The 21168-nt window shown below is 62.7% G+C and carries 17 protein-coding genes; 4 read left to right on the forward strand and 13 right to left on the reverse strand.

Annotation, left to right across the window (positions count from 1 at the left end; translation table 11 throughout):
* Positions 1 to 388 precede the first annotated feature (388 nt).
* A complete protein-coding gene (locus tag IV500_RS00250; protein ID WP_196394995.1) occupies positions 389 to 1303 on the reverse strand; it encodes a 5'-3' exonuclease in 915 nt (304 codons plus the stop codon).
* A 162-nt stretch (positions 1304 to 1465) separates the two neighbouring features.
* On the opposite strand from IV500_RS00250, the gene IV500_RS00255 reads away from it, so the two are divergent.
* Positions 1466 to 1681, forward strand: a complete 216-nt coding sequence (locus IV500_RS00255) for a hypothetical protein (RefSeq protein WP_196394826.1) — start codon at positions 1466 to 1468, stop codon at positions 1679 to 1681.
* Between the two features lie 139 nt (positions 1682 to 1820).
* Here the strand turns inward: IV500_RS00255 and IV500_RS00260 are convergent, their stop codons facing one another.
* Positions 1821 to 2312 (reverse strand): FBP domain-containing protein, encoded by a 492-nt coding sequence (locus tag IV500_RS00260; protein WP_196394827.1) that lies wholly within the window; start codon positions 2310 to 2312, stop codon positions 1821 to 1823.
* Between the two features lie 1000 nt (positions 2313 to 3312).
* Between IV500_RS00260 and IV500_RS00265 the strand changes: the two genes are divergently transcribed.
* Positions 3313 to 4623 (forward strand): MFS transporter, encoded by a 1311-nt coding sequence (locus tag IV500_RS00265; RefSeq protein WP_196394828.1) that lies wholly within the window; start codon positions 3313 to 3315, stop codon positions 4621 to 4623.
* A 101-nt stretch (positions 4624 to 4724) separates the two neighbouring features.
* Positions 4725 to 5663, forward strand: coding sequence for an EamA family transporter (locus IV500_RS00270; protein ID WP_230854283.1), 939 nt, complete (start codon positions 4725 to 4727; stop codon positions 5661 to 5663).
* 179 nt (positions 5664 to 5842) lie between these two features.
* Here the strand turns inward: IV500_RS00270 and hrpB are convergent, their stop codons facing one another.
* The 11 genes from hrpB to IV500_RS00325 all read right to left on the reverse strand — a co-directional run bounded on the left by hrpB (position 5843) and on the right by IV500_RS00325 (position 19574).
* On the reverse strand, positions 5843 to 8644 hold the full coding sequence (gene hrpB, locus IV500_RS00275) for an ATP-dependent helicase HrpB (protein WP_376770172.1): 2802 nt from the start codon (positions 8642 to 8644) through the stop codon (positions 5843 to 5845).
* Positions 8645 to 8833: 189 nt separating this feature from the next.
* Positions 8834 to 9643, reverse strand: coding sequence for a triose-phosphate isomerase family protein (locus tag IV500_RS00280; protein ID WP_196394829.1), 810 nt, complete (start codon positions 9641 to 9643; stop codon positions 8834 to 8836).
* A gap of 33 nt (positions 9644 to 9676) precedes the next feature.
* Positions 9677 to 11014, reverse strand: coding sequence for an MFS transporter (locus tag IV500_RS00285; RefSeq protein WP_196394830.1), 1338 nt, complete (start codon positions 11012 to 11014; stop codon positions 9677 to 9679).
* A gap of 180 nt (positions 11015 to 11194) precedes the next feature.
* Positions 11195 to 11962, reverse strand: coding sequence for an SDR family NAD(P)-dependent oxidoreductase (locus IV500_RS00290; protein ID WP_196394831.1), 768 nt, complete (start codon positions 11960 to 11962; stop codon positions 11195 to 11197).
* 74 nt (positions 11963 to 12036) lie between these two features.
* Entirely contained in the window at positions 12037 to 12984 is a 948-nt protein-coding gene (locus IV500_RS00295) for a 3-hydroxyacyl-CoA dehydrogenase family protein (protein ID WP_196394832.1), read from the reverse strand.
* Between the two features lie 3 nt (positions 12985 to 12987).
* Positions 12988 to 13500 (reverse strand): ribose-5-phosphate isomerase, encoded by a 513-nt coding sequence (locus tag IV500_RS00300; RefSeq protein WP_196394833.1) that lies wholly within the window; start codon positions 13498 to 13500, stop codon positions 12988 to 12990.
* Position 13501: 1 nt separating this feature from the next.
* Positions 13502 to 15223, reverse strand: a complete 1722-nt coding sequence (gene dhaL, locus IV500_RS00305) for a dihydroxyacetone kinase subunit DhaL (protein WP_196394834.1) — start codon at positions 15221 to 15223, stop codon at positions 13502 to 13504.
* A gap of 37 nt (positions 15224 to 15260) precedes the next feature.
* Entirely contained in the window at positions 15261 to 16283 is a 1023-nt protein-coding gene (locus tag IV500_RS00310) for a sugar phosphate isomerase/epimerase family protein (protein ID WP_196394835.1), read from the reverse strand.
* 130 nt (positions 16284 to 16413) lie between these two features.
* The gene (locus IV500_RS00315) at positions 16414 to 17103 is read right to left on the reverse strand and encodes a GntR family transcriptional regulator (protein ID WP_196394836.1); all 690 of its coding nucleotides are present in this window, start codon (positions 17101 to 17103) and stop codon (positions 16414 to 16416) included.
* 80 nt (positions 17104 to 17183) lie between these two features.
* Entirely contained in the window at positions 17184 to 18101 is a 918-nt protein-coding gene (locus IV500_RS00320) for an NAD(P)-dependent oxidoreductase (protein WP_196394837.1), read from the reverse strand.
* Between the two features lie 24 nt (positions 18102 to 18125).
* Positions 18126 to 19574: a four-carbon acid sugar kinase family protein gene (locus tag IV500_RS00325; protein ID WP_230854284.1), complete on the reverse strand. Its 1449-nt coding sequence runs from the start codon at positions 19572 to 19574 to the stop codon at positions 18126 to 18128.
* A 267-nt stretch (positions 19575 to 19841) separates the two neighbouring features.
* Between IV500_RS00325 and IV500_RS00330 the strand changes: the two genes are divergently transcribed.
* Positions 19842 to 21161 (forward strand): MFS transporter, encoded by a 1320-nt coding sequence (locus tag IV500_RS00330; RefSeq protein ID WP_196394838.1) that lies wholly within the window; start codon positions 19842 to 19844, stop codon positions 21159 to 21161.
* The last annotated feature ends 7 nt before the right edge of the window (positions 21162 to 21168 follow it).

Raw genomic sequence — 21168 nt, forward strand, 5'->3', positions numbered from 1 at the left:
ACTCAAAACTGAAGGCAGGACGCTCGCTTACCTCCGCTACCCGAGAGCCCTCCCAGGATCGCTAAGCAGCACGTGGAACCGAGGCACGGCCCGCCTTAGCCGCGGTCAATTAACATTCCAGGCGGCAGTCTACGAGTCGCTCGAGCCGTCCGGCCGGCCCACCACGTTCACCGTCGTTGGCATCCTTAATGAGGCCCGGGAACTACCGCCGCGCCAGGCCAAATACGTGACCGACAAAGGTCTTGAAACAATAACGTTGAGAACCACGGCCGAAGACATCGAGATCGCGGCATTCCCCACAACCATGCAGGATATCCGTCGGGTGGTACTCGACCACCCGGAACCCGTCACCTAGTCCTGCGCTGCCCGAACAGCGCAGTGCCCTGGCTCAAGCCGCTGAACCGAGTGCGCGTACAGCCCGCTCGAGCGAGCCACCCAGACCCCACTTCCCGGACAGTGATTCCAGCTCCTTACGGCGTTCGGCACTCACCGTCTGGATGCGCGCATCGACATCTTCGAGGTCGAGATCCCTGGCGACCGCGACGACGTGCGGCGCCACCTGAAGATACGCGGCGGAAGCGGTGATCTTTTTTCGCACCGACGCTGACAGCGCGGTTGCGGGCTCTTGGGACGCTTCGATGATCCTTGCCAGATCGCCGAACTGCGACAACAGGGCGGCCGCTGTCTTCTCGCCCACCCCGGGGACGCCAGGAAGCCCGTCGGACGGGTCCCCACGCAGGACAGCGAAGTCTGCGTACTGACTCGGTGCAACCCCATATTTCGATACGACGACTGCATCAGTAACGAGCTCGAGCTTACTCATCCCGCGGGCGGTATAAATGACGCGAACTCCCGATGTGTCGTTGACCAGCTGAAACAGGTCACGGTCGCCGGTGACAATATCGACAGGAAGCCGGGACCGCGCCGCCAACGTGCCAATGACATCGTCGGCCTCGTAATCCTGCGCTCCAACGATCGGTATGCCGAGTGCGCCGAGAACCTCCCGGATGATCTTGATCTGCGGGAGGAGGAGGTCCGGTGTCTGCTCCACGTCGTTGCCACTGGGAACCAGCTTGGCCACGCGGTGTGCCTTGTACTCGGGTACCAGCGCCACCCGCCAGCGCGGGCGCCAATTATCGTCCCAGCAGGCGACCAGTTCAGTCGGCTCGAAATCCGTAACCAGCCGGGCGAGCATATCGAGCAGCCCACGAATAGCGTTGACCGGTGATCCGTCCGGGGCCCGGATGGTGTCCGGCAGCCCATGGAAGGCGCGGAAATACAGCGAAGCGGTGTCGAGGAGCATCAATCGTCCGGTCACACCAGCGATCATGGCACACCACCGCTGGTTGCAGTGCGCTGATCGAGCCGGGTAAACCGCATCAATTGCCGCCGCCTCTTCAAATTCAGCACAGACTGTGTCAAGCTAAGTATCCTTATGTTTCTGATATTTGGAAAGGCTAATTCCATGATTGAAAAGCTTCACGATGCCGGCATCAAGAGCGACTATGCCTACATAGGTGGATTCGCCTCCATCGCGCTGTCCCTGACGTCATGGCTGGTGAGCCGGGCCCGGCCGTCCCATTCCAAGGCACAGTCTGACAGGTGGGGGATCTTCGTGGGGCACTGGGCGCCGACGTTTTTTGCTTTGGGGATTGCGCTTCGGCTGGAGGAGAAGAAATAAGGTCCGGCTTGTCACCCCAGCTACCAAGCCTGCCAGGGATCCGGGCTCCTGCGATCCCGGCGCTGGACAAACCTCAGACGCTCCCCACGGCCTTGCGGCTGTGGGGAGCGTTTCGCGGCCAGCGGCTCTGAAGCGGCCGCTAGGCGCGCACTCGGGCGACGAACTTCCCGGTCCGCTCGCGTAGACCGCGGATCTGCCGGTCGACGACGACGGCCGGGTCCGGCTCAATGTCACTGGCCGGCGGCTCCTTCCGGACGTTGGCCGAACAGAGGAACTGCGCGCAGATGAGCGTTCCCAGGGTATTTCCGTCCCGGCCGGGCTGGCCGGCTCTTTTGGCTACCCACAGGTAGACATCCTCTTCGGAGAAGACATCGCGGCACAGTTCGCACAGGACCTTGCGGTTCCTGGCGTTACCGCCCTGCGGGGCGCGGAGCATGAGCCCCACCAGCCGGTCCCCAGCGTGGCTGACGAGATACCCACGTTGGGGCATCTTCTCATCCCGCCAACCCAGAAAATCCAGCCGGTCCCATTCCAGCGTTTGGAAGTCCGCAGGCAGAGTCAGTTTCGCCGCCTCTGAGCGGCTGGCATTGACGAAGCAGGCACGAATTTGTTTCTCAGATATTTTGTCCACAGCAATGCGTCCTCATGGTAGGAAGTTGCTCCCTTGGAGCCGGTCATGCAGAAGGCAAGGGCGACAAGCGGGGCGGCCAGCTACCCAAGACCTCTTTCCCGGGTAGCCAAAATCGTCACCGTCAGCGTCCTTGCATGCCCGCAGCCGCAATGCAGGCCTTTAAGGCCGCCCCGCTTTCCGCGGGTACGCTCAGCTGATTTGCTGTCGTCATTGCTGCCGTCCCCCTATCAGTGTGGAATCCTACCTGCGGAAGTTTAGCATTCAGGCATGCGCAGGGCGCCTGCTGACTAATGCGTGAAGCCGGCCCCGACACCGCAGCCCCGACTCCTGCACCCGGCAATCACCACACACCGGGAATTCCGCGGTACAGCCCGCCGGCGGGCATGCTCGGTGGGATGTTCAAAAAAATAGCCCGGAAACCAATGCCAAATCCGTGCGTTAGCGGTAGACCGGATGCCACAGAGGCCGATCAGAATGCCGAAGATAAAGGCGCCATATCGCGGGCATTTCAGCTGGGTCTCGACGTGATCTTGACAAGCATATTTCCCGTATCTATAACTGAAATATAGTCGTTGTTGCCGTGGACCTGGCAGCACCCCTATTTCAGTGAAGTCAGGGAGCAGCACGTGTGTCTCTTCCATACGGCAAGCATCCGTGACAGCCGTCGCCAAGGAGCGGCGGCGTCCGGTATTACATCCGTCAGGTCCACAGCTTTTTTGCGGCCTCAACGGCATATGGGTGAGGGCCTCTGCATGGATCGCGAAGGGGATCCGGAAGTCCGCCTTTCCGGTCGAGGTGCAGCGGGCCCAAAGGACAGCGCTGCGCTGCTGGCTACCCCACCGGCTGCGTGCCGGCGCACATCAGGCTTGATCGCAATGCGCCACCCCGGTCCTGGTGTTGCAGGCAAGCTTAAAGAAGCAAGGCCCTCATGGAAACTTCCAGATGCGTTGACCGCAACACCCAAGGGTCGCAACCGTCCCCGTGAGGAAGTGTGGTCGCTATGACCATCCCAAGCGCGTCAAATGCGCTTTCTTCTGCTCGATGGCGTCGGCTGGTGCCGATCGCCTTCATCACATATTCGTTTGCGTACCTGGACCGATCCAACTATTCAATCGGAGCGGCCGGAGGACTGCAGGATGCTCTCGGGATAACCTCGGGCCAGACCGGTCTGCTGGGCGGCTTGTTCTTCATCGGTTACTTCATTTTCCAAGTCCCGGCGGCGCGATTTGCTGAACGACGCAGCGTGAAGACGCTGATGTTCTGGTCGCTGATTCTGTGGGGCATTCTTGCCGCTTTGCAAGGTGTTGTCCCATGGTTCTGGGCCTTGCTGGTGATCCGTTTCCTGCTCGGTGTTGTTGAGGCCGCCGTTCTCCCGGCCATGCTTGTGTTCCTCGCGCACTGGTTCAGTGCGTCGGAACGAGGGCGGACTAACACGTTCCTCATTCTCGGCAACCCGGTGACGTTGCTGTGGATGTCGGTGGTCTCCGGATATATTATCGCGGCCACTAGCTACCAGTGGATGTTCATCATCGAGGGACTGCCCGCGATCGCGTGGGCGTTCATCTTCCGCGCGGTGACCGCTGACCGCCCGGCCGACGCCGACTGGCTGGATGAGGCCGAACGCAAGTCCATCGAGAAGAAGCTTGCCGAAGAACAGGCCGCCCTGCCGGAACCGCTCGGACTTCGCCAAGTACTGACGTCGCGCAACGTCATTATCCTCGCCATTCAATACGCCTTGTGGAGCGTCGGGGTGTACGGTTTTGTGTTCTGGCTTCCGACAATTATTGAGTCGGCCAGTCAACAAGGGATTGGCCTGACCGGCCTGCTCTCAGCAATACCCTATGCCGCCGCAATTGTGCTTATGATCATCGCCTCGTTTTTCTCTGACAGGTTGGGGCACCGGCAGCGGTTTGTCTGGCCCTTCCTGCTGGTGGCGACTGTGGCGTTCTTCGCGTCCTACCTGATCGGCCCCGGAAATTTCGTATTGTCCTTTGTGTTGCTCATAGTCGCCGGTGCGGCCATGTATGCCCCGTATGGACCGTACTTCGCATTCATTCCCGAGTTTCTGCCTGCGGATTCCGCAGCATCGGCAATCGGCGCAATTAATGCCTTCGGGGCGCTGGGCGGGTTTGCCGGTGCCTACGTCGTCGGGCTGCTCGGCGGCGGCACGAAGTCAGGGGCCGCGTTCGTGTTCATGGCTGCCTGCCTGCTCGCCTCGGCCGTGTTGATATTCTTCGTCAAACAACCGCAGGCTCCGGCCAGGGACACCGCTGGAGGGAGCACATCGGGCCGGCCTGCACCCACACGTTGAAACCGAAAGAAGTTAGAGTCCCAGGCCAACAGCACCGCTGGCAGTGTTGTTTGGGCAACATCACATGGACATACCCGGGCGGATCCGGGTCTACTTAGTACATGTTCAGCAACAACTCTGACGGCGTCCGTGCCGGCACAGCGATGGCCGTAGCGGCCATGTGCTGCGTGCAGTTGGGCCTGGCCGCATCGATCGGGTTAGCCGATCAGCTCGGGCCCGAGGGCGTGGCATGGCTGCGTTTAGTGTGGGCCGCCGTCATAATTGTCGCCGTGTCGCGTCCTTGGCGGGCGCCGTTCAGCCCTGCGGTGCTGCGCACCTGCGTACTGCTCGGAATTGCGACGGCGGGAATGACCATGTTGTTCATGGCCGCGGTTGTCCGGTTACCGCTCGGGACCACCAGCGCATTGGAGTTTCTCGGCCCCCTCTACGTTGCCGTCCTGCGCGGACGCGGAACGGCCCGCTGGTGGGCACTTGTCGCCGCGGCCGGGGTTGTGGCTCTGACCGAACCGTGGCAGGGAGGTACCGATCCGTTGGGCATTCTTTTCGCCCTCGGCGCTGCCGCCTGTTGGGCCGCATATATTGTGCTGACGCAGAGGGCCGGTGATGCTGTGGCCGGCCTGCACGCGCTGGGCATCTCCATGCCTGTTGCCGCCGTTGTCTCGACCATCGCAGTCGGTCCCTCGATCCTGGGCCACCTCAATTGGCAGCTGCTGCTCGTCGGTGCCGGACTGGCTCTGCTGCTCCCCGTGGTCCCGTTCAGCCTGGAACTGCTCGCGCTGCGCAGGCTGCCGGCGTCCGCCTTCGGGACGCTGATGAGTCTGGAGCCGGCCATCGCCGTAATGATCGGGCTCAGCGTCCTCGGCCAGGTCCCGCGCGTCAGCGCCCTCATCGGGATTGTGCTGGTCATCGTCGCGGGAATCGGCGTCACCGTGGAGGCAAACGGACCGAACGTGCGTGCGGCCCGGAACAATACCGAAGGCCCCGGGCGGGCTGCGGGCGAATCCCCGGTCATCGTTTCGACGGAGCGTGAGAGCCGGTGAAGTGCTCCTCAAGGGTATTCCAGCTACCTAAGCGGGCACCGACACACCCGCAGCGCTGCGTGCTTTCGTTGGTGTCGCCCGGGCGACGCTGCGCATATTGTCGGCCTGGGTAAGGTCCGAGTCCGACGACATCCGGGATCAGAACGCCGGCGGATGCAGTTCCCCGCCATGACCGGCAGTCATGGTCGGCCCTTGGTCCGTGCCGTAGCCGGTGCCGTCCACGGGTCCTCCGGCCAGGGATGTTTCGGATAGCGCCCGCGCATCTGCGACCGCACCTGCGCGTATGGACCCGACCAAAACGAAGCCAAATCATCCGTGACAGCCAACTGCCGACCTGCCGGAGAGAGCAGATGGAACAGCACCGGCACCCTCCCATCCACCAGCTGCGGCGTCTGTGCCCAGCCAAAGCACTCCTGCAGCTTGACCGCCACAACCGGCCGGCCGCCGTCGTCCGACACGTCCGGGTAGTCGATCCGCACGCGCGAACCGCTGGGCACCGTGAGCCGTTCCGGCGTCAGTTCATCCAGCCGCGCCGCGTCCGGCCACGGCAGCAGCCGCCGCAACGGAACGGCCAGATCGACAGTGCTCGTGGCGGCCCCGCCAGCCAGAGCCGCAAGCTCCGGCGCCAGCCACTGCTCGAGCCGGGCCAGCAGGGCCGGCCCGGAAACGTCCGGCCAGGGGGCGCCCAGTTCCCGGTACAGCAGGGCCAAGCGACGGCGCAAGGCCTCCGCTGCCGTCGACCAGCCGATCATCCCGAGCCCGTCCTTCTCCAGCGCCCGCGCCACTGCCGCACGTCCTTCCTCCGCCGAAGGGCGCACCGGCGTGGAGGAGAGCAGTATTGCCCCAAGCCGGCGTTCGCGCCGCGCTGTGACCTTGCCGTGGCCAAGCCGTGCCTGCGCCGTGTCACTAAGCAGATGCCGGGCGGCGGTCTGCGCAGCATCCGCAGTCAGCGGTGCCGCTGACCGGATGACGGCACCGGTCCCGGCCGCGTCACGGCCCTGCGCCCGCGACACCTCGGCAACGGCCAGCCAATCATGGCCGGATAGCGGGCTGCCGGCCGGTAGTCCCGCCTGCGTGCCCGAGGACAGCAGATAGCGCTGCGGCCCCGCGCCCGGGACGCGGCGCGCCACCCGGTCCGGAAACGCCAGGGCGACGACGAACCCCACGGACTCCGCGGCGGTCACCGGTGCGGCGGTCACCGGCGTACCAACGGCCTTCGCAGCGGTCACCGGCGTAACGGGCGCGGCGGCGGCTGGCATAACGGCTGCGGCTGGCATAACGGCGGCGGCGGCGGCTCTGGCGGCTGCGGCGGCGAACCCGGGCAGCTCTCTGCGGACGATCGCCTCCATTCGCCGGACATCCTCCGCCCATCGACGGGACGCCGGCTCCTTGCCCGACCGCAGCATGCTCAGCTGCCGCGTTAGGTCAGCATCGGCAGCCCGCTGGTCCCCGGACACCAGTGCAACCACCTCCGCAGCAGTACGTTGACCTACGACGGCGGCACCGACCAGCAGCGCGCGGGCCAGCCGCGGATCCGCAGGGATACTGGCCAGCATCTTGCCCAGATCCGAAGCGAGGCCGCCCGGTTCGACCGCTCCGAGTTCGCGCAGCACCTCAACGGCCTGATCCATTGCGCTCTGGGGCGCCGCATCCGGCAGAGCCAGGCCACGGCCCCCGGGTGCTCCCCAGCAGGCCAGGAGCAGCGCCGCACTCGTCAGGTCCGCCACCGCGATCTGCGGGGTTTGATGCGCCGGCGCGGCAGCAAATGCCTGCTGTCCGTAGCAGCGGATCACGCTCCCAGGCCCCTGCCGGGCGGCCCGTCCGGCGCGCTGTTCTGCCGACGCTTGGGAGCAGGAGACCGTCACCAGGCCGGACATGCCGCGCGTGGAGTCGCGCCGCGCTTCGCGGGAGAGCCCCGAATCGACAACCAGCCGGACGCCTGGAACGGTCAACGACGATTCGGCGAGCGCGGTAGACACGATGATCCTCGCGGGGCCGCCGGGCTCCCGCCCCGAGACCGCTCGGTCCTGAGCCGCCGGGGTTATCGAGCCGTGCAGTTCCAGCACCTCCACGCCGGCGCTGGACCGGCCGCGCAGACCGTCCCTGATCTGGGCGGCGACGTAGGACACCTCCCATGCACCCGGGAGGAACACCAGAGCGTCGGTGTCCGGGTTGCCGGCCAGCGCTTCGGTGTGCGCCGCCATGGTTACTTCCGCTACATGATCCTGGAAGGGCCGCGTTACTCCGCGTTCATCCAGCCGGGGAACCGACGCCGGCGCCCAGTGGGTCGTCAAGGGGTGGAGCACTGACGGACAGCTCACCACAGGGGCCGGCGCCCCGTCGTCGTCCGTTCCGAGCAGGGCCGCGAAGCGCGTCGTATCCAAGGTGGCCGACATGGCGACGAGGATGAGGTCATCCCGGAGCTGGCCCACCTCGGCCAGCATGCCGACCAGCAGGTCCGTCTCCAGGCCCCGCTCATGAACCTCGTCAAGAACCACCGCCCTGGTGGATTCCAGCCCGGGATCCGCAAGCAGGCGACGCAAAAGTATCCCCGGAGTGACAAACTCGATCAGGGTGGCTGGGCCGACGTGGCGTTCCCCACGTACGGTGTACCCCACGCGGTCCCCTACTACGCTGCCGTCGAGGGCCGCGAGGCGTCGGGCCGCGGAACGGGCAGCGACCCGGCGGGGCTGGGTCACGACCACCCGCAACTGATGGCCGTTCCCCCGCAGTGCGGCGGCCTGTGCGGTGCTGGCCTGTGTGGTGCCGGCCTGTGCGGCGGCGATGTTGGCCAACAGCGGCGGAACCAGCGTGGTCTTACCTGTACCGGGAGGTGCCTGCACGATTGCGGCCCTCCTCGAGTCAAGTGCCCCGACCAGCTCCCCTAACGCCGCTGTGAACACCAGACCTGCGCCGATCGTCTCCATCTCAAAGGGCACGCTGGCGTCGGCGGCGAACTGAGGTGAGTGCGGGGAAGTCACGCCTCCATTGTGCCTGCAAACTTTGTAGTCAGCGCGAAGGGTCACTGATGCTAAACCGGGGACGTGCTGATAATGAGGTCGATTACATCTGACGCTTCGTACCTTGAAAGGACCCCGGCCCTCCTTTGGCGAACAGAATGCACGGATAAAGTTCGATAGCTACGCGGTCCTTTTCGGCAGAATCAGGGCTTACCGAGGCGCCTGTCCATGAGATCGGCGGTCCAGTGCTTCATCGAGAACCAGGCCAAAGTTTTTCGTATCGTGCGCAAACCTGCCGAGAAACAATCCATCCAATAACTGCAGTTCAGGCAGAAGCCCTGGCCCGGCGCTGCCGCCGTAAATGATGGCGGGAACTTCCTCGGTCCGCTCCGCCAAGAGCCGCCGCAGCCTATCTCCCACCTCGTTGACATACTCCGCGGGTGCGGGAGCCGGAGCGCCGATGGCCCACACTGGTTCATAGCCCAGCAGGAGCCGGCCGAGGCTTTCCTGCTGGCCGGTGGGTCCGATAGCCGAAAGTACCTGGGCCAGGCAATGGCCGGCGGCCGCCCGAGGAGTCATCCGAACGGATTCGCCCACGCACAATAACGGTTCCAGCCCCGCTGCCAGGGCCTTTTTTGTTTTTAGGGCGACGACGGCGTCACTTTCGCCAAAGAGCGAGCGGCGTTCGGCGTGGCCGATCTCAACCACGCTCACGCCCAGCTCGGCCAGCATCGCGGCGGAAACTTCTCCGGTTAACGCGCCCTCACCCCAGCTGCAGTTCTGCGCGCCGAGCAGGACCGGACTGCCCGCTAGTATTTTTCCGGCGCTTTCCAGTACGGGATATGACGGGATCACAATGACCCGGACGGGACCGCCCGGGTAGATTCCCGGACGCTCTGCAACGACGCGCCGAATCTGCTCAAGCCACCGAAGGCTTGCGTTATAACCCAAATACATCTTCGTGCTCACGCCGATGCAGGTGGCCGCTAACGCGCCTTCGGTGGTCTTGTGCGTTGTCATCAGATTCCTTAGGGTTGCCGCCTCAGGTTTGGCCTAAAGCAGCTCATCGGCCTTGTTCTTGAACCTGCGGGTGTAGAACATCATGGCGGCGGCCAGGAACGGGAGGACTCCCAGCGCATAGACGCCTGCGGACCCGGTAGGAGACTTGGCAGCCTCATTGACCGCTGTGCGCAGAATCGGAGCAACAAATCCGCCGAGGTTGCCCAGCGAGTTAATCAGGCCAATACCGGCTGCGGCCGCTGTTCCGGTAAGGAATGCCGTGGGGTAGGACCAGGTAATGGGGCCGACGGCAAGAAAGCTGCAGACGGCCAGCGTGATGAAGATCAGTCCCAAAACGGGCTGATGATTCGTTCCTGCCCATGCGGAACCGAAAATACATAACCCGGTGGAGGCGAACAGGATGCCGCCCATATTGCGCCGGCGTCTGATGGTCGTTGCAGCCTTTCCCATGAAGTAGCAGGCAAAGATACCAAAGAACCATGGAATGCCGACCAGTAGTCCGACCGCGAGGCCAACCTTCTGACCCGTCAGCGAGGCTACCTGCTGCGGAAGGAAGAAAGTAACACCATAGACCGCGACCTGCAGGCAGAAGTAGATGACCGTGAAGTACCAGACTTTACCGTTCCGCATGGCCGCCCATACCCCCCGTGGACCTGTCTCGTCCTTGACGACGTTCTCCAAGGCCATAATCTCCTCCAGCGCGTCCTTTTCCGCTCTGCTGAGGAACGTGGCCTTTTCCGGTCCGTTGATAAGGAATATCAATGCCGCTATTCCTGCCAAAACGGCCAAGGAGCCCTCGACGAGGAACATCACCTGCCAACCGTGCACGCCCGGGATCTGGTCGCCAATATTGATAAGCCAGCCGGAGAGCGGATTGCCGATAATCTGCGAGAATGGCTGCGCCAGGTAGAAGATCGCGAACATTTGCACGCGGACCTTGTTGGGGAACCAATCGGCCAAGAACATGATCACGCCCGGAAACAGACCGGCCTCAGTTACGCCGAGCAGGAAGCGCAGGACAATGAACGAGGTTTCCCCCTGCACAAATGCAAAGCATGCCGAGACAATGCCCCAGGTAATAGCTATGCGGGCGAGCCAGATCTTGGCGCCTATTTTTTTCAGCAGGAGGTTGCTGGGGATTTCGAAGATCGCATAACCGATGAAGAAGATCCCGGCTCCAAGGGCAAAAGCACCCGCACCCACTCCCCTATCGGTCTTGAGGGCTGCCTCGGCAAAACCGACGTTGGTGCGATCAAGGAAGGATACGACGTAAAGGATCACGAGCATCGGCATAAGCCGCTTTGCTGCCTTGGAGATGGCCGCTTTAAGGACCGGCGACTCCAAGAGTTCCCTACTGGTGGTGGTGGACATCAAGACTCCTCATTGAGCTCATAAAGGGGTGGTGAAGAACAAGTGCTTGAACCGCATGCCAGCGGTTAATGGCCGCCGACAATCATGAAGATGCCGAAGGCACAAATCAGGATCCCGATCGCCAGATACAGCAAGCGCGACCGGTTCCATCCGGATTCTGGTGGTGAGACCATGACGCTCCTAATGCATGTAGAGTCCGCCGTCGACGTTGAGTGTCTGACCGGTGATGTAACCGGTGTCTTCGCTGATCAGGAAGGCTATGGCTGCGGCGATGTCGCGGGTGGTTCCCACCCGGTTCACCACGAGGTCTTTGACCATCTCGTCTTTACGTTCATCAGTCAGGGTGCCGCCCATGATGTCCGTGTCAATGGGACCGGGCGAGATGGCGTTTACGGTGACGTTGAACGGGCCAAGCTCACGGGCCACGGAACGCGTCAGCCCGATCACGCCGGCCTTGGCCACAGAGTAGGGGGTTTTGCTGAAGGTGCCTCCGCCGCGCTGGGCCGAAACGGAGGAGATATTCACAATCCGTCCGATGCCGTTCTTGACCATGCTTTCGGCCACGCGCCGGGTGGCGTAGTGAACGCCGTTGAGGTTGATGTTCAGTACGCGGTCCCATTCGGCGGCGTCCAGGTCCAGATACGGCACCGGCGAGCTGACGCCCGCCACGTTGGCCAGCGCTACGATCTGCGGCAGGGTTGCTTCCAGCTGGTCGACGGCGGCACGAACGGATGCCTCGTCCCCTACGTTGGCACCGGCACCGGCGGCCTTGATCGGGTACTTGTCGCTCAACTCGCGCGCCAGCTCTTTGCTGGCGGCGTCGTCGAGATCGATGACGCCGATGTTCCAACCCTGTTCAGCCAGGTAATGGACCGTGGCCCGTCCGATGCCGCGGGGGGAAACGGCTCCGGTAACGATGACGGTGCGTTCGGCGGGAAATTCGCCCATGGTGATTCCTTCGTAAGGTATTCGGTTTATGCCGGATGGTCATCCGCCGCTGGACGGCGTTGGTCTGGAGCGCGCTATTTAATGGGGGCTGGGCCAAGCTCTTCGATGAGCTTCTGCATCAGTACGTAGGCCTTGTTACGGTATGCAATCAGCTCGGGAATCCGCTCGGCCGGGACATCAAGGAAGCCGGATCCGGTTTTGGTGCCAAGCTTTCCTTCGGACACCAGATCGGTGAGGATCTTTGGGGTGGCGAAGCGCTCCGGGAATCCGGTCTGCAGCGACTTGTAGCAGAAATCGTAGACGTCCAACCCGGCCATGTCAGCGATCGCAAACGGGCCAAAGAACGGCAGCCGGAACCCGAAGGTGGTGCGCACCAGGGTGTCGATGTCCTCCGCGGTGGCGGTGCCGTCCTCCACCAGCTGCGTAGCCTCGTGGAAGAGGGCATACTGCAACCGGTTCAGGACAAATCCCGTGACGTCCTTGACCACGGCGGTGGACTTACCGGATTCGTGCACCAGTTCGCGGGCGGCGCTGACCGTCTGTGGGTCCGTACCTTCATGCGGGATGATCTCCACCCCGGGGATAAAGGGGGACGGGTTGGAAAAATGTACGCCCAGGAAGCGACCGGGGTTCGTGACGGCAGTGGCCATGTCCCCAATCGAAATGGTGGACGTGTTGGAGCCGATGATGGCGTCCGGGCGGGCGGCGGCGCTGATTTGTGCCAGCGTGTCCCGCTTGATGTCCAGCACCTCCGGAACGGCCTCTTCGATGAATTCCGCATCTGCCACGGCCTCGGCCAGGCTGGCGGCCCACAGGTTCTTTTCCAGCGTTTCGGTGGCACCGGCCGGGAACAGACCGTCCTTGACAAAGTCGCGCGACTCGGCGATGAGCCGGTGGTAGTTCTTCTCCGCCACCTCGGCGCTGACATCCGCCAAGGCCACCCGGGCACCGGCAAGGGCCAGCACTTGGGCAATACCTCCGCCCATGTAGCCCGATCCGATGACTGCGATATTCCTGCTCATTCTCTACCCCTCATTCGATGCTGCCGGCGACTGCAGATCGGACATATCCGCCTCATAGGAGCTGATCGCGTCCACCTTTGCCGCGGAGGACGAGGCGGGATCGAACCGATATCCCAGCCACTCGGAGACGAGCCGCTTGGCCAGTTCAAGTCCGATCACGCGCTGGCCCATGGTCAGCACCTGCGCGTTGTTGCTGAGCACCGAGCGCTCCACAGAGTAGCTGTCATGGGCAGTGACTGCACGGATTCCCGGAACCTTATTGGCCGAGATGGCCACACCAAGTCCCGTGCCGCAGATCAGCAGCGCTCGGTCGGCTTCGCCGGAGGCGATCCTGCGCGCCGCTTCTACGGCAAGGTGGGGATACGCCGTTTCGTCGTTGGCGCCCACGCCGACGTCCTCGACGGAAGCGACCCGCTCATCGGCGGCCAGCAGATCCCGCAGCGCCGTTTTGTATTCGACCCCCGCCGAATCGTTTCCTATGACAATACGCCATCCTGTTTTCTGTTCGTCGCTCATCTCATGCTCCTCTTTTTTTCAGCAGTGGTTCCAGAGTGTTGGCGACACCCTCGGCGATGAGGCCGAAGGAGATCGCACCAGGATCCGGGTGGCCGATGCTTTTCTCAGCCAGCGGCCGTGCCCGTCCCTTTTTTGGGCTCAGCTCGGCGGTGCTGTCGGCCGCCCGTTTGGCAGCCTTGGCAGCGGCCGCGAGGGCCTGGGACAGCGTCGCTCCGCCGCTTTGCTCGTGAGTGAAGGTTTCTGCGTAAGGCAGAAGCGCGTCCACCATGGTCTTGTCCCCCGGGTCGGCTTTCCCCAGCTCGATAACAGCCGAGACGAAGGCGTTAACACAATCCGCGGCGTCTTGATCGCCATAGGTGCCCCTGTTGCCCAGTGAGTTCGCTGCGGCAGTCAACGCAGCGCCCCAGAGCGCACCGGAGGTGCCGCCGGCCTTTTCGCTCCATGCCTCAGCCGCTTGGAGCAATACATTGCGCACCCCGGTACCCCGTGCTTCCGCGGCCGCCGCCGACGCCGCGTCAGCGCCGCGCCGCATCCCGATTCCATGGTCTCCATCGCCGGCGATTGCATCCAGCTTTCCCAGGAACGTCTCGTGTTCGGCGACGACGGCGGCGACGGCGTCGAGGGCCGACGCCGCGTACTCTCCGAGGCGGATTGCCTCGTCAGTTCCCTGTTCTACTTCTTCGGTGGCCTCAATGAGCGCCGTGGTGTCCCGGGGCGCACGAGGAGACAGATTTCCCTTCCTGTAGGCGGGGGTATCGGCGGGAGCGGACCAGTGCGTTGCCAGTTCGTCATCGAGCCAGAGCAGCGTCAGGGAGAGTCCCGCCATGTCCAGGCTCGTCACCAGCTCGCCGCATTCAGGCTCTACGATCTGAAGACCGGCGGCCACAAGCAACGTCTCAACCTTGCCGAACAGCAGAAAAAGCTCGTCGTATTTGACCGTGCCCAGACCGTTGAGGATCGGCACCACGCGGGTGCCGGCGTCGTCTGGCTTGTCCTGCAGCAGCCGCTCCACCAACAGCTCGGCCAGCTCCGACGCCGTCGGCATCTCATGGTCAGAAATCCCGGGCTCGCCGTGGATACCCAGACCCAGCGACATGTGCCCCTTGGGTACGTGAAAAAGCGGTTCGTCGGCGCCCGGAAGCGTGCAGCCGTCGAAGGCAACACCGAGGGAACGCGTACGATAGTTGGTTTTGACCGCCAGCCGTTCGACGTCGTCCAGGCTCAGCCCCGCTTCGGCAGCGGCGCCGGCGACCTTGAAGACGGTCAGGTCCCCGGCAATGCCACGACGGTTCTGAAATTGGTCGATCGGTGCGCTGGCAATATCGTCCGTGACCAGGACGGTCCGGGTTTCGATGCCTTCTTTGTTGAGCCTTTGTTGGGCCTGACCAAAGTGCAGCACGTCACCGGCGTAGTTTCCATACGACAGGAGCACTCCCCCGCCCATATTCGCCGCTTTGACGACCCGGTAAATCTGGCCGGCCGCAGGTGAGGCGAACAGGTTTCCACACGCTGAACCAGCGGCCAGGCCCGGGCCGACCAAGCCTGCAAATGCCGGGTAGTGACCCGATCCGCCGCCGATGACGAGCGCTACCTGGCCGGACGACATTTCGGTGGACCGGACGACGCCGCCGTCGACCCTTGCGACGTACTGCCGGTTGGCGGCGACGAAGCCGTCCAGGGCTTCCTCCGCAAAGGTTGCAGGATTGTCAAATATTGAAGTCATTGATTCCTCGTTGAATCCGGTCGGGTGGATGGAAGGATCAGCTGGATCCCAGCGGCGACGCTTCGGACGACCGTGGCCGCCGTTGCGCTACAAGGCTGGTTCCGAGGACGTAATCAGCCGTCTTCGGCAGGACCCGGGACCGCAGATAATCCTGGTTGACGGCAGATACGCTCAGTCCGTCGCCGCCGTAGTGCTCGGTGCAGATGATGCCCTGGAAACCGACCGAGATGGCCGTGCGGAAGGCCTCCCGGTAGTTGATCAATCCACTCTCCATTGGCGCTGGTACCGCAACGTAGTAGCCGCGCGCCACGTCCTCATCACGCGCGTAGTTCTTGACGTGCCAATAGTTCGCGTACGGGAGGGTCTTGGCAACCAGGTCCTGCCAGGACTCAATGGGGCGGTGCAGACGGATCAGGTTGCCAATGTCCGGGTTGAGTCCGACATTGCTCAGGTCGATGTCCTGAACCAGGTTGACGGCCGAATCGGCGCTGCCCAGGTAGGTATCCTCATACAGTTCCAAGGACATCAATACACCCACCTCAGCTGCGTGCCGGCCCAGCTCCTTTAGCCGCGAGACCGCCGCTCCCCAGACTTCCTTATCGCCGATGGGGTCCTTGTGTCCTTCGACAGTCCAAAACCACAACTGCTTGCGTTGCTCGGCCGTCAGCGCCTGGTGGAGTCCGAAGGAGACAACCTCGCAACCAAGGCGGGCGGCGGCGTCAAGGGTGCGGTGGCTGTAGGCCAGATTGTCTTCCCAGTTTTTGGCATCGATAACGCTGCGCCTGATGGCCGAGATAACGGGAAGGCCGGTGCCGGCATTATCCGCGGCCAGCTTGAGCTCAGCCAGACGGTCCTCGGACAAATCCCCCGGCCGGACCCAGCTGTCGGTCAGATCCGTGTTGGCGAAGCCGGCTTCAGCAACCTCCGCAAATGCGGCCTGCCAGAAGTCGGGATCCGCATCGTTGACGCTGCGGCCCTGCGGATCAGTACCGGAAAACTGCAGTAGCGCGGCGGATATAGGCCAATTTTCGGCTGTGTACGGAGTGGGTTCGGTGGACATAAGTTCTCCCTCGGTGGAATCCTCTTTCCTATAGGATTCCCTAAGACAGCGGAGGTGTCAAGAGTCACAGTTTATCACGCGCTGACGACGAAGCGCCGGGAAGGTCGCCGATGGACCACCTCGGGAAAGGCTATGCGTGGTCCGCGACATCCTTTACGGCCCGCTGCTTGACGCCGGAGATATGGGCAACCATGGCGCGTTGGGCCTGCTTGGGGTCCCCTGCGGTAAATGCGTCGAAGATTGCCGTGTGTTCTTCGATTGCACATTCCGCATCGGTCACGCCCAGCCCGCTGAAGAACCGAAACCGCTGGACTTGGCCGCCCAGTGAATTGTAGGCGGACAGGATGAATTGGTTGCCGCTGCTTTCTGCTATCAACCGATGAAATCGTTCATCGGCCTCCCAATATTCGCGGAATTCGGCGAAGGAGACGCCCCGTGGTGCGGTACGCAGATCCGTAATGGCCTGCGCCAACGCCTGGTTCAGCGCCGGGGTTCTGCGCTCGCAGGCCCGGAAGGCATTAACAGGTTCAATGACAAGTCGGGCATCCATTAGCTGCGCCAGGTCCTCCGCGCTGAACAGCGGAGCAACGCTGTACCCCTTCAACGCCACCCTACGCACCATTCCTGTGGCCTCAAGCCGGGCCAAGGCCTCTCTGACAGGAGTCGGCGAGACATCCAGCTCCCGGGCCAAGCCGTCGATGCTGATTCCAGCTCCAGCCATCAGCCGGCCATCCATGAGGGATGCCAGGACTTCTTGATAAACATGATCTGCGAGTACTTGGCGGTTCACAGTGCGCGGTTTATCAATTCTCGCAGTCATAAATAGATCCTATAGGTCCGCTCCGTCCGGGCCGCCGCTCGTTCTCTTGTGGTGCACCGGTATCTGCCCGCGCCACGGACTCAGTGCGGAGGCCCGGAGGGCGCGACGACCCTAATCACGGCGGAATCGTCCGCTGTGCCAAGTCCCTGCGCCTGGCCCAGGAGATATAGCTGCTCCGCGGCTGCCGCTACCGGGGCCGGCAGGCCCGCGGCCCGTGCGGCCTTGCCGACTATTCCCATGTCTTTGACAAAAATGTCCAGACGGCTGAGCACCTCGGCACCTCCTTCTGCATAAGCCTGAAGCATGCGGGGGCCGCGGTTAGAGAGCATGAACGAACCGGCGGCGCCGGCTTCGAGCGCTGCCAGAGTCCGTGCACCGTCCAATCCAAGCGCCGTTGCGAGTGCAAGGGCTTCCGCCGCAGCGGCAATGTGCACTCCGCAGAGCAGCTGATTGACCGTTTTCAGAGCCTGCCCGTCGCCGGGCCGGTCGCCCACGATGGTCAGCGTCGAGGCGAGCAGTCCCAGCACCGGACGCGCCTGCTCCAGCGCCGCCGGGTCGGCCCCCACAACGATCAGCAGGTCTCCGGTTCCGGCGCGGGCAGGTCCCCCTGACAACGGCGCATCCACTAAAGCGATGCCATGCTCAGCCAGGCGCGCTACCGCTGCGGGAATGGCTTCCATGCCCACCGTGCTCGTGAGAATTACGACAGAGCCGGAATCCAGCACCTCGGCGATACCGTCCGCGCCGAAGAGTACGTCGTTGAGTTGGTCGGCATTTCGCACGGCCAGCAGTACGGCGTCTGCACCACTGGCTGCCGCACGGGCGGATTCGAAACGCGCTATGCCCGCCGCAGCCGCCAACGCCAGCCGATCCGCGGAAATATCGAACCCGTGGACGGTGAGTTGGCTGGCCAGACGTGTGGCCATGGGCAGACCCATGGCACCAAGTCCCAGGACTGCGACCAGGTAAGCGGAGGAAGCGTTGTTTTTTATCGGCATGACATGTCTCCTGTCGTGAAGGAATCAGATTTTACTGCTGAGTTTGCGCACCACGTCCAGAAGCGATGAGTCGTTGCCGACATTGCCGGCGAATATTACGTACGGAATTCCCTTGGCTGGACCGTCCACGGGTGCCCACAGCGAGACGATGCCGGGGAGCATCGGACCCCGCACTATTCCGTGCCGGATTTCCAGCCCGTGCGCGGCCACATCGGAGGACGTAATACCGCCCTTGGCTATCACGAACCGCGGCGGCCGGATTTTTAGGGTCCGTTGGACAACCTCGACGACGGCGGCAGAGACCGTCCGCGCGATCTGCAGACTTTCGACCGCATCCTCGGCCGTGACTACGAGGCGGCTGGTATGGACGACGACGTCAGCTTGTGCCAGCGCGGCGCTCACCGCTGCAACCGTGTCAGCAATGTGTGCGGCTGCCCGTTCTCCATCGAGCAGTAACTCGACCTGGATTTCCACGAACTTAGCCAATGAATGATTCTCCCGCAGCACCTTTAACTGCCGTGTGGTGACGCCAACATGAGAGCCAACAACGATCAACCCGCCGCCGGGCGCAGGAGCACTTCCTGCATAGGCCTCGTCGCTGGTGAGCGGAAGGCGCTCATCCTGACCGATTCGGGCACGGACAAAAGGAGGTCCCACGCGGTACAGCAATTTCATGCCGCGCGCTTCGGAAGCAGCCAGTCCCAAGGCCAGGGCGCGCAAATCATTTTCGCTCACACAATCGACGACGATCGGAGTGGAATCCGTGGCTTTGGAGAGTGCATCCGCAATACCTTCCGTGCCGCCGCGAACAATATTCAGGTCCAAAACCACAACGTCCTCAGCGCGGTACCGACCGCCGGATTTTTCCTCGACGTACTTGGCGAGCCCGGAGCTGGTGAAACCGAAACTCGCGTCCCGGGCGAACTCCGTCTCGGCGACGGGAGTTAAGCCGCCGGATCCGTCCCGCGTGTAGTGCTGACCACCGATGGTGACCCGGCCCGCATCGGGGAATGCAGGAACAATCACAACGCCGTCGATTCCTTGTCCGGTTTCCTGCAGAAGGGTCGCTGCGATGACGTCGGGTTCGAGCGGGTAATGCCCGCGCAAGGTGGAATCACTGCGGCTGACGAATGCGACGTCTGTACCGGTTTCCGAGGCTGCGGCGAGGGCATTGGTGACCACTTCACGGTTGCGTGCCGCTGCCGTGTCAGGATCCAGGCTCCGCGTATTCGTTAGTACGTAGACTGCGGCGGCAGGGCCGTCGTCGATCCGGAAGCTGAACGCCCACCGGAAGTCCTCGACATCCCAGCTGGTGAGCACCGGGAGGTTCGAGACGGACTGGGTTCCGGTCGGATCATCATCCAACACGACCAGGACCTTCCCGGTGCCGCGCTGAACCGCCATCACCACGGAGGCTGGCACGGCTACCTCCGGCAGGTACTGCGTTAACAGGTCTTCTTCTTTAATCACCATTTATCCCTTCGGCCCGACGAGCAGGTAAGCCACATCTGTCAGACATCTTACGTTCCTGTGCCGCTGCGGCGGCGGCAAGTCACAAACCTTCTGGAAGCGAAAAAATTTTGCAGTGGACTCTGGAAATTGAACAATCCTAGGTCTATCGTATAGGAAATAGGATCTGAAAGCCTACCGCCCAGCGGTATACGGGGCTGACCTCATCCCACCACCGGAGCGATCATTCATCGTGGAATTAGCACAAAAATTTGCGCACAAAGGAGTGTCATGAGTCAAAAAACGGGAACCGTCGCCAGCACCCGAGAGAAGGACTACAAGAAGGTAAAGAACCTTCGATACTGGGTCCTCGGGTGGTTGCTCTTCGCCGGAGTACTCAACTATCTGGACCGGTCAGCCGTCTCGATCGCAGCGCCCAATATGATCAAAGATCTCGGCCTGACCAAGACCGATATCGGTCTGCTGGGAACCGTATTCTCCTGGACTTACGCCTTCTTCCAGCTGCCGGCCGGCTACCTTATTGACAAGTTCGGGCCGAAGAAGATGTACTTCATCGCGATGGCTGTCTGGAGTGTGGCCACCGCCTTGATGTCGGCCGGGCGTACGATGACGCACTTCATAACCTTCAGGATCCTGCTCGGAATCGGTGAGTCCCCGAACTCCCCGAACTGCTCCAAGATCACTACTACTTGGTTCCCACGCGAGGAGCGCGGCCAGGCTTGCGGGATCTGGGACAGCGGGTCCAAATGGGGTTCGGCAGTTGCGCCGCCTCTGCTCACGGTCCTGATGCTGGCGTTCGGGTGGCGTGCGATGTTCGTCGTCATCGGCGCGGCTGGCATCGTACTCGCGTTGGCGTTCTACCTGTTCTACAAGTCCCCGGAAGAAGCCAAACACCTTTCCGAAGACGAGTACCGCTACATCCTGGCCGGTCGGGACAACTCGGCTGCCCCGGCCGCCAGCATACCCTGGCTGACGTTCTTCAAGTACCGCCAGACCTGGGGCATGATGCTCGGATTCTTTACCTCGATCTGGATCTGGAACATCTTCATTACGTTCCTGCCGCTCTTCCTGCAGGACACCCTCGGAGTCTCTATCGCCAAGACCGGATGGCTTGCGGCCATCCCGTATCTCGCGTCCGCAATCGCAGGAATTTACGGCGGCCGGATCACCGTAATGCTCGTGCGCCGTCGGGGACAGACGGCGATGGGCTCCAAAAAGCTGGTGCTGATCATTGCTTCGGTTCTGACAGGTGCGCTGCTGATCATCATTCCGTTTGTGCACTCCCTCGTGTTCGCTATCGTCGTGTTGTGCCTGGCACTCGGGCTCATCGCGATCATCCAGTCGCAGTCCTGGGCCTTGACGAGCGATATCGTCCCGGACACACATGTGGCCCGTTTCGGTTCCATCATGAACTTCGGTGGCTACTTCGGCGGCGCGTTGGCGCCTGTTATCACCGGAATCATTGTCGACCGGACGGGGTCTTACACACCGTCCTTCATCCTGGCAGGCTTCATCGCGGCCCTCGGGGCGCTGTTCTTCGGGCTCATGGTCCGTCGGCCGATCGAGGCGAAGGAAATAGTGGCTGCGTGATCGGCAT

Source organism: Arthrobacter terrae (assembly GCF_015708085.1).
GTDB lineage: Bacteria > Actinomycetota > Actinomycetes > Actinomycetales > Micrococcaceae > Arthrobacter_M > Arthrobacter_M terrae.

Coding starts and splice junctions, on each gene's coding strand:
- IV500_RS00270 (WP_230854283.1), top strand. CDS start 4,725: ATGTTCAGCAACAACTCTGACGGCGTCCGTGCCGGCACAGCGATGGCC.
- IV500_RS00250 (WP_196394995.1), bottom strand. CDS start 1,303: ATGCTCCTCGACACCGCTTCGCTGTATTTCCGCGCCTTCCATGGGCTG.
- IV500_RS00255 (WP_196394826.1), top strand. CDS start 1,466: ATGATTGAAAAGCTTCACGATGCCGGCATCAAGAGCGACTATGCCTAC.
- IV500_RS00295 (WP_196394832.1), bottom strand. CDS start 12,984: ATGAGCAGGAATATCGCAGTCATCGGATCGGGCTACATGGGCGGAGGT.
- IV500_RS00325 (WP_230854284.1), bottom strand. CDS start 19,574: ATGGTGATTAAAGAAGAAGACCTGTTAACGCAGTACCTGCCGGAGGTA.
- IV500_RS00280 (WP_196394829.1), bottom strand. CDS start 9,643: ATGACAACGCACAAGACCACCGAAGGCGCGTTAGCGGCCACCTGCATC.
- IV500_RS00310 (WP_196394835.1), bottom strand. CDS start 16,283: ATGTCCACCGAACCCACTCCGTACACAGCCGAAAATTGGCCTATATCC.
- dhaL (WP_196394834.1), bottom strand. CDS start 15,223: ATGACTTCAATATTTGACAATCCTGCAACCTTTGCGGAGGAAGCCCTG.
- IV500_RS00285 (WP_196394830.1), bottom strand. CDS start 11,014: ATGTCCACCACCACCAGTAGGGAACTCTTGGAGTCGCCGGTCCTTAAA.
- IV500_RS00265 (WP_196394828.1), top strand. CDS start 3,313: ATGACCATCCCAAGCGCGTCAAATGCGCTTTCTTCTGCTCGATGGCGT.
- IV500_RS00330 (WP_196394838.1), top strand. CDS start 19,842: ATGAGTCAAAAAACGGGAACCGTCGCCAGCACCCGAGAGAAGGACTAC.
- IV500_RS00300 (WP_196394833.1), bottom strand. CDS start 13,500: ATGAGCGACGAACAGAAAACAGGATGGCGTATTGTCATAGGAAACGAT.
- IV500_RS00320 (WP_196394837.1), bottom strand. CDS start 18,101: ATGCCGATAAAAAACAACGCTTCCTCCGCTTACCTGGTCGCAGTCCTG.
- IV500_RS00315 (WP_196394836.1), bottom strand. CDS start 17,103: ATGACTGCGAGAATTGATAAACCGCGCACTGTGAACCGCCAAGTACTC.
- IV500_RS00290 (WP_196394831.1), bottom strand. CDS start 11,962: ATGGGCGAATTTCCCGCCGAACGCACCGTCATCGTTACCGGAGCCGTT.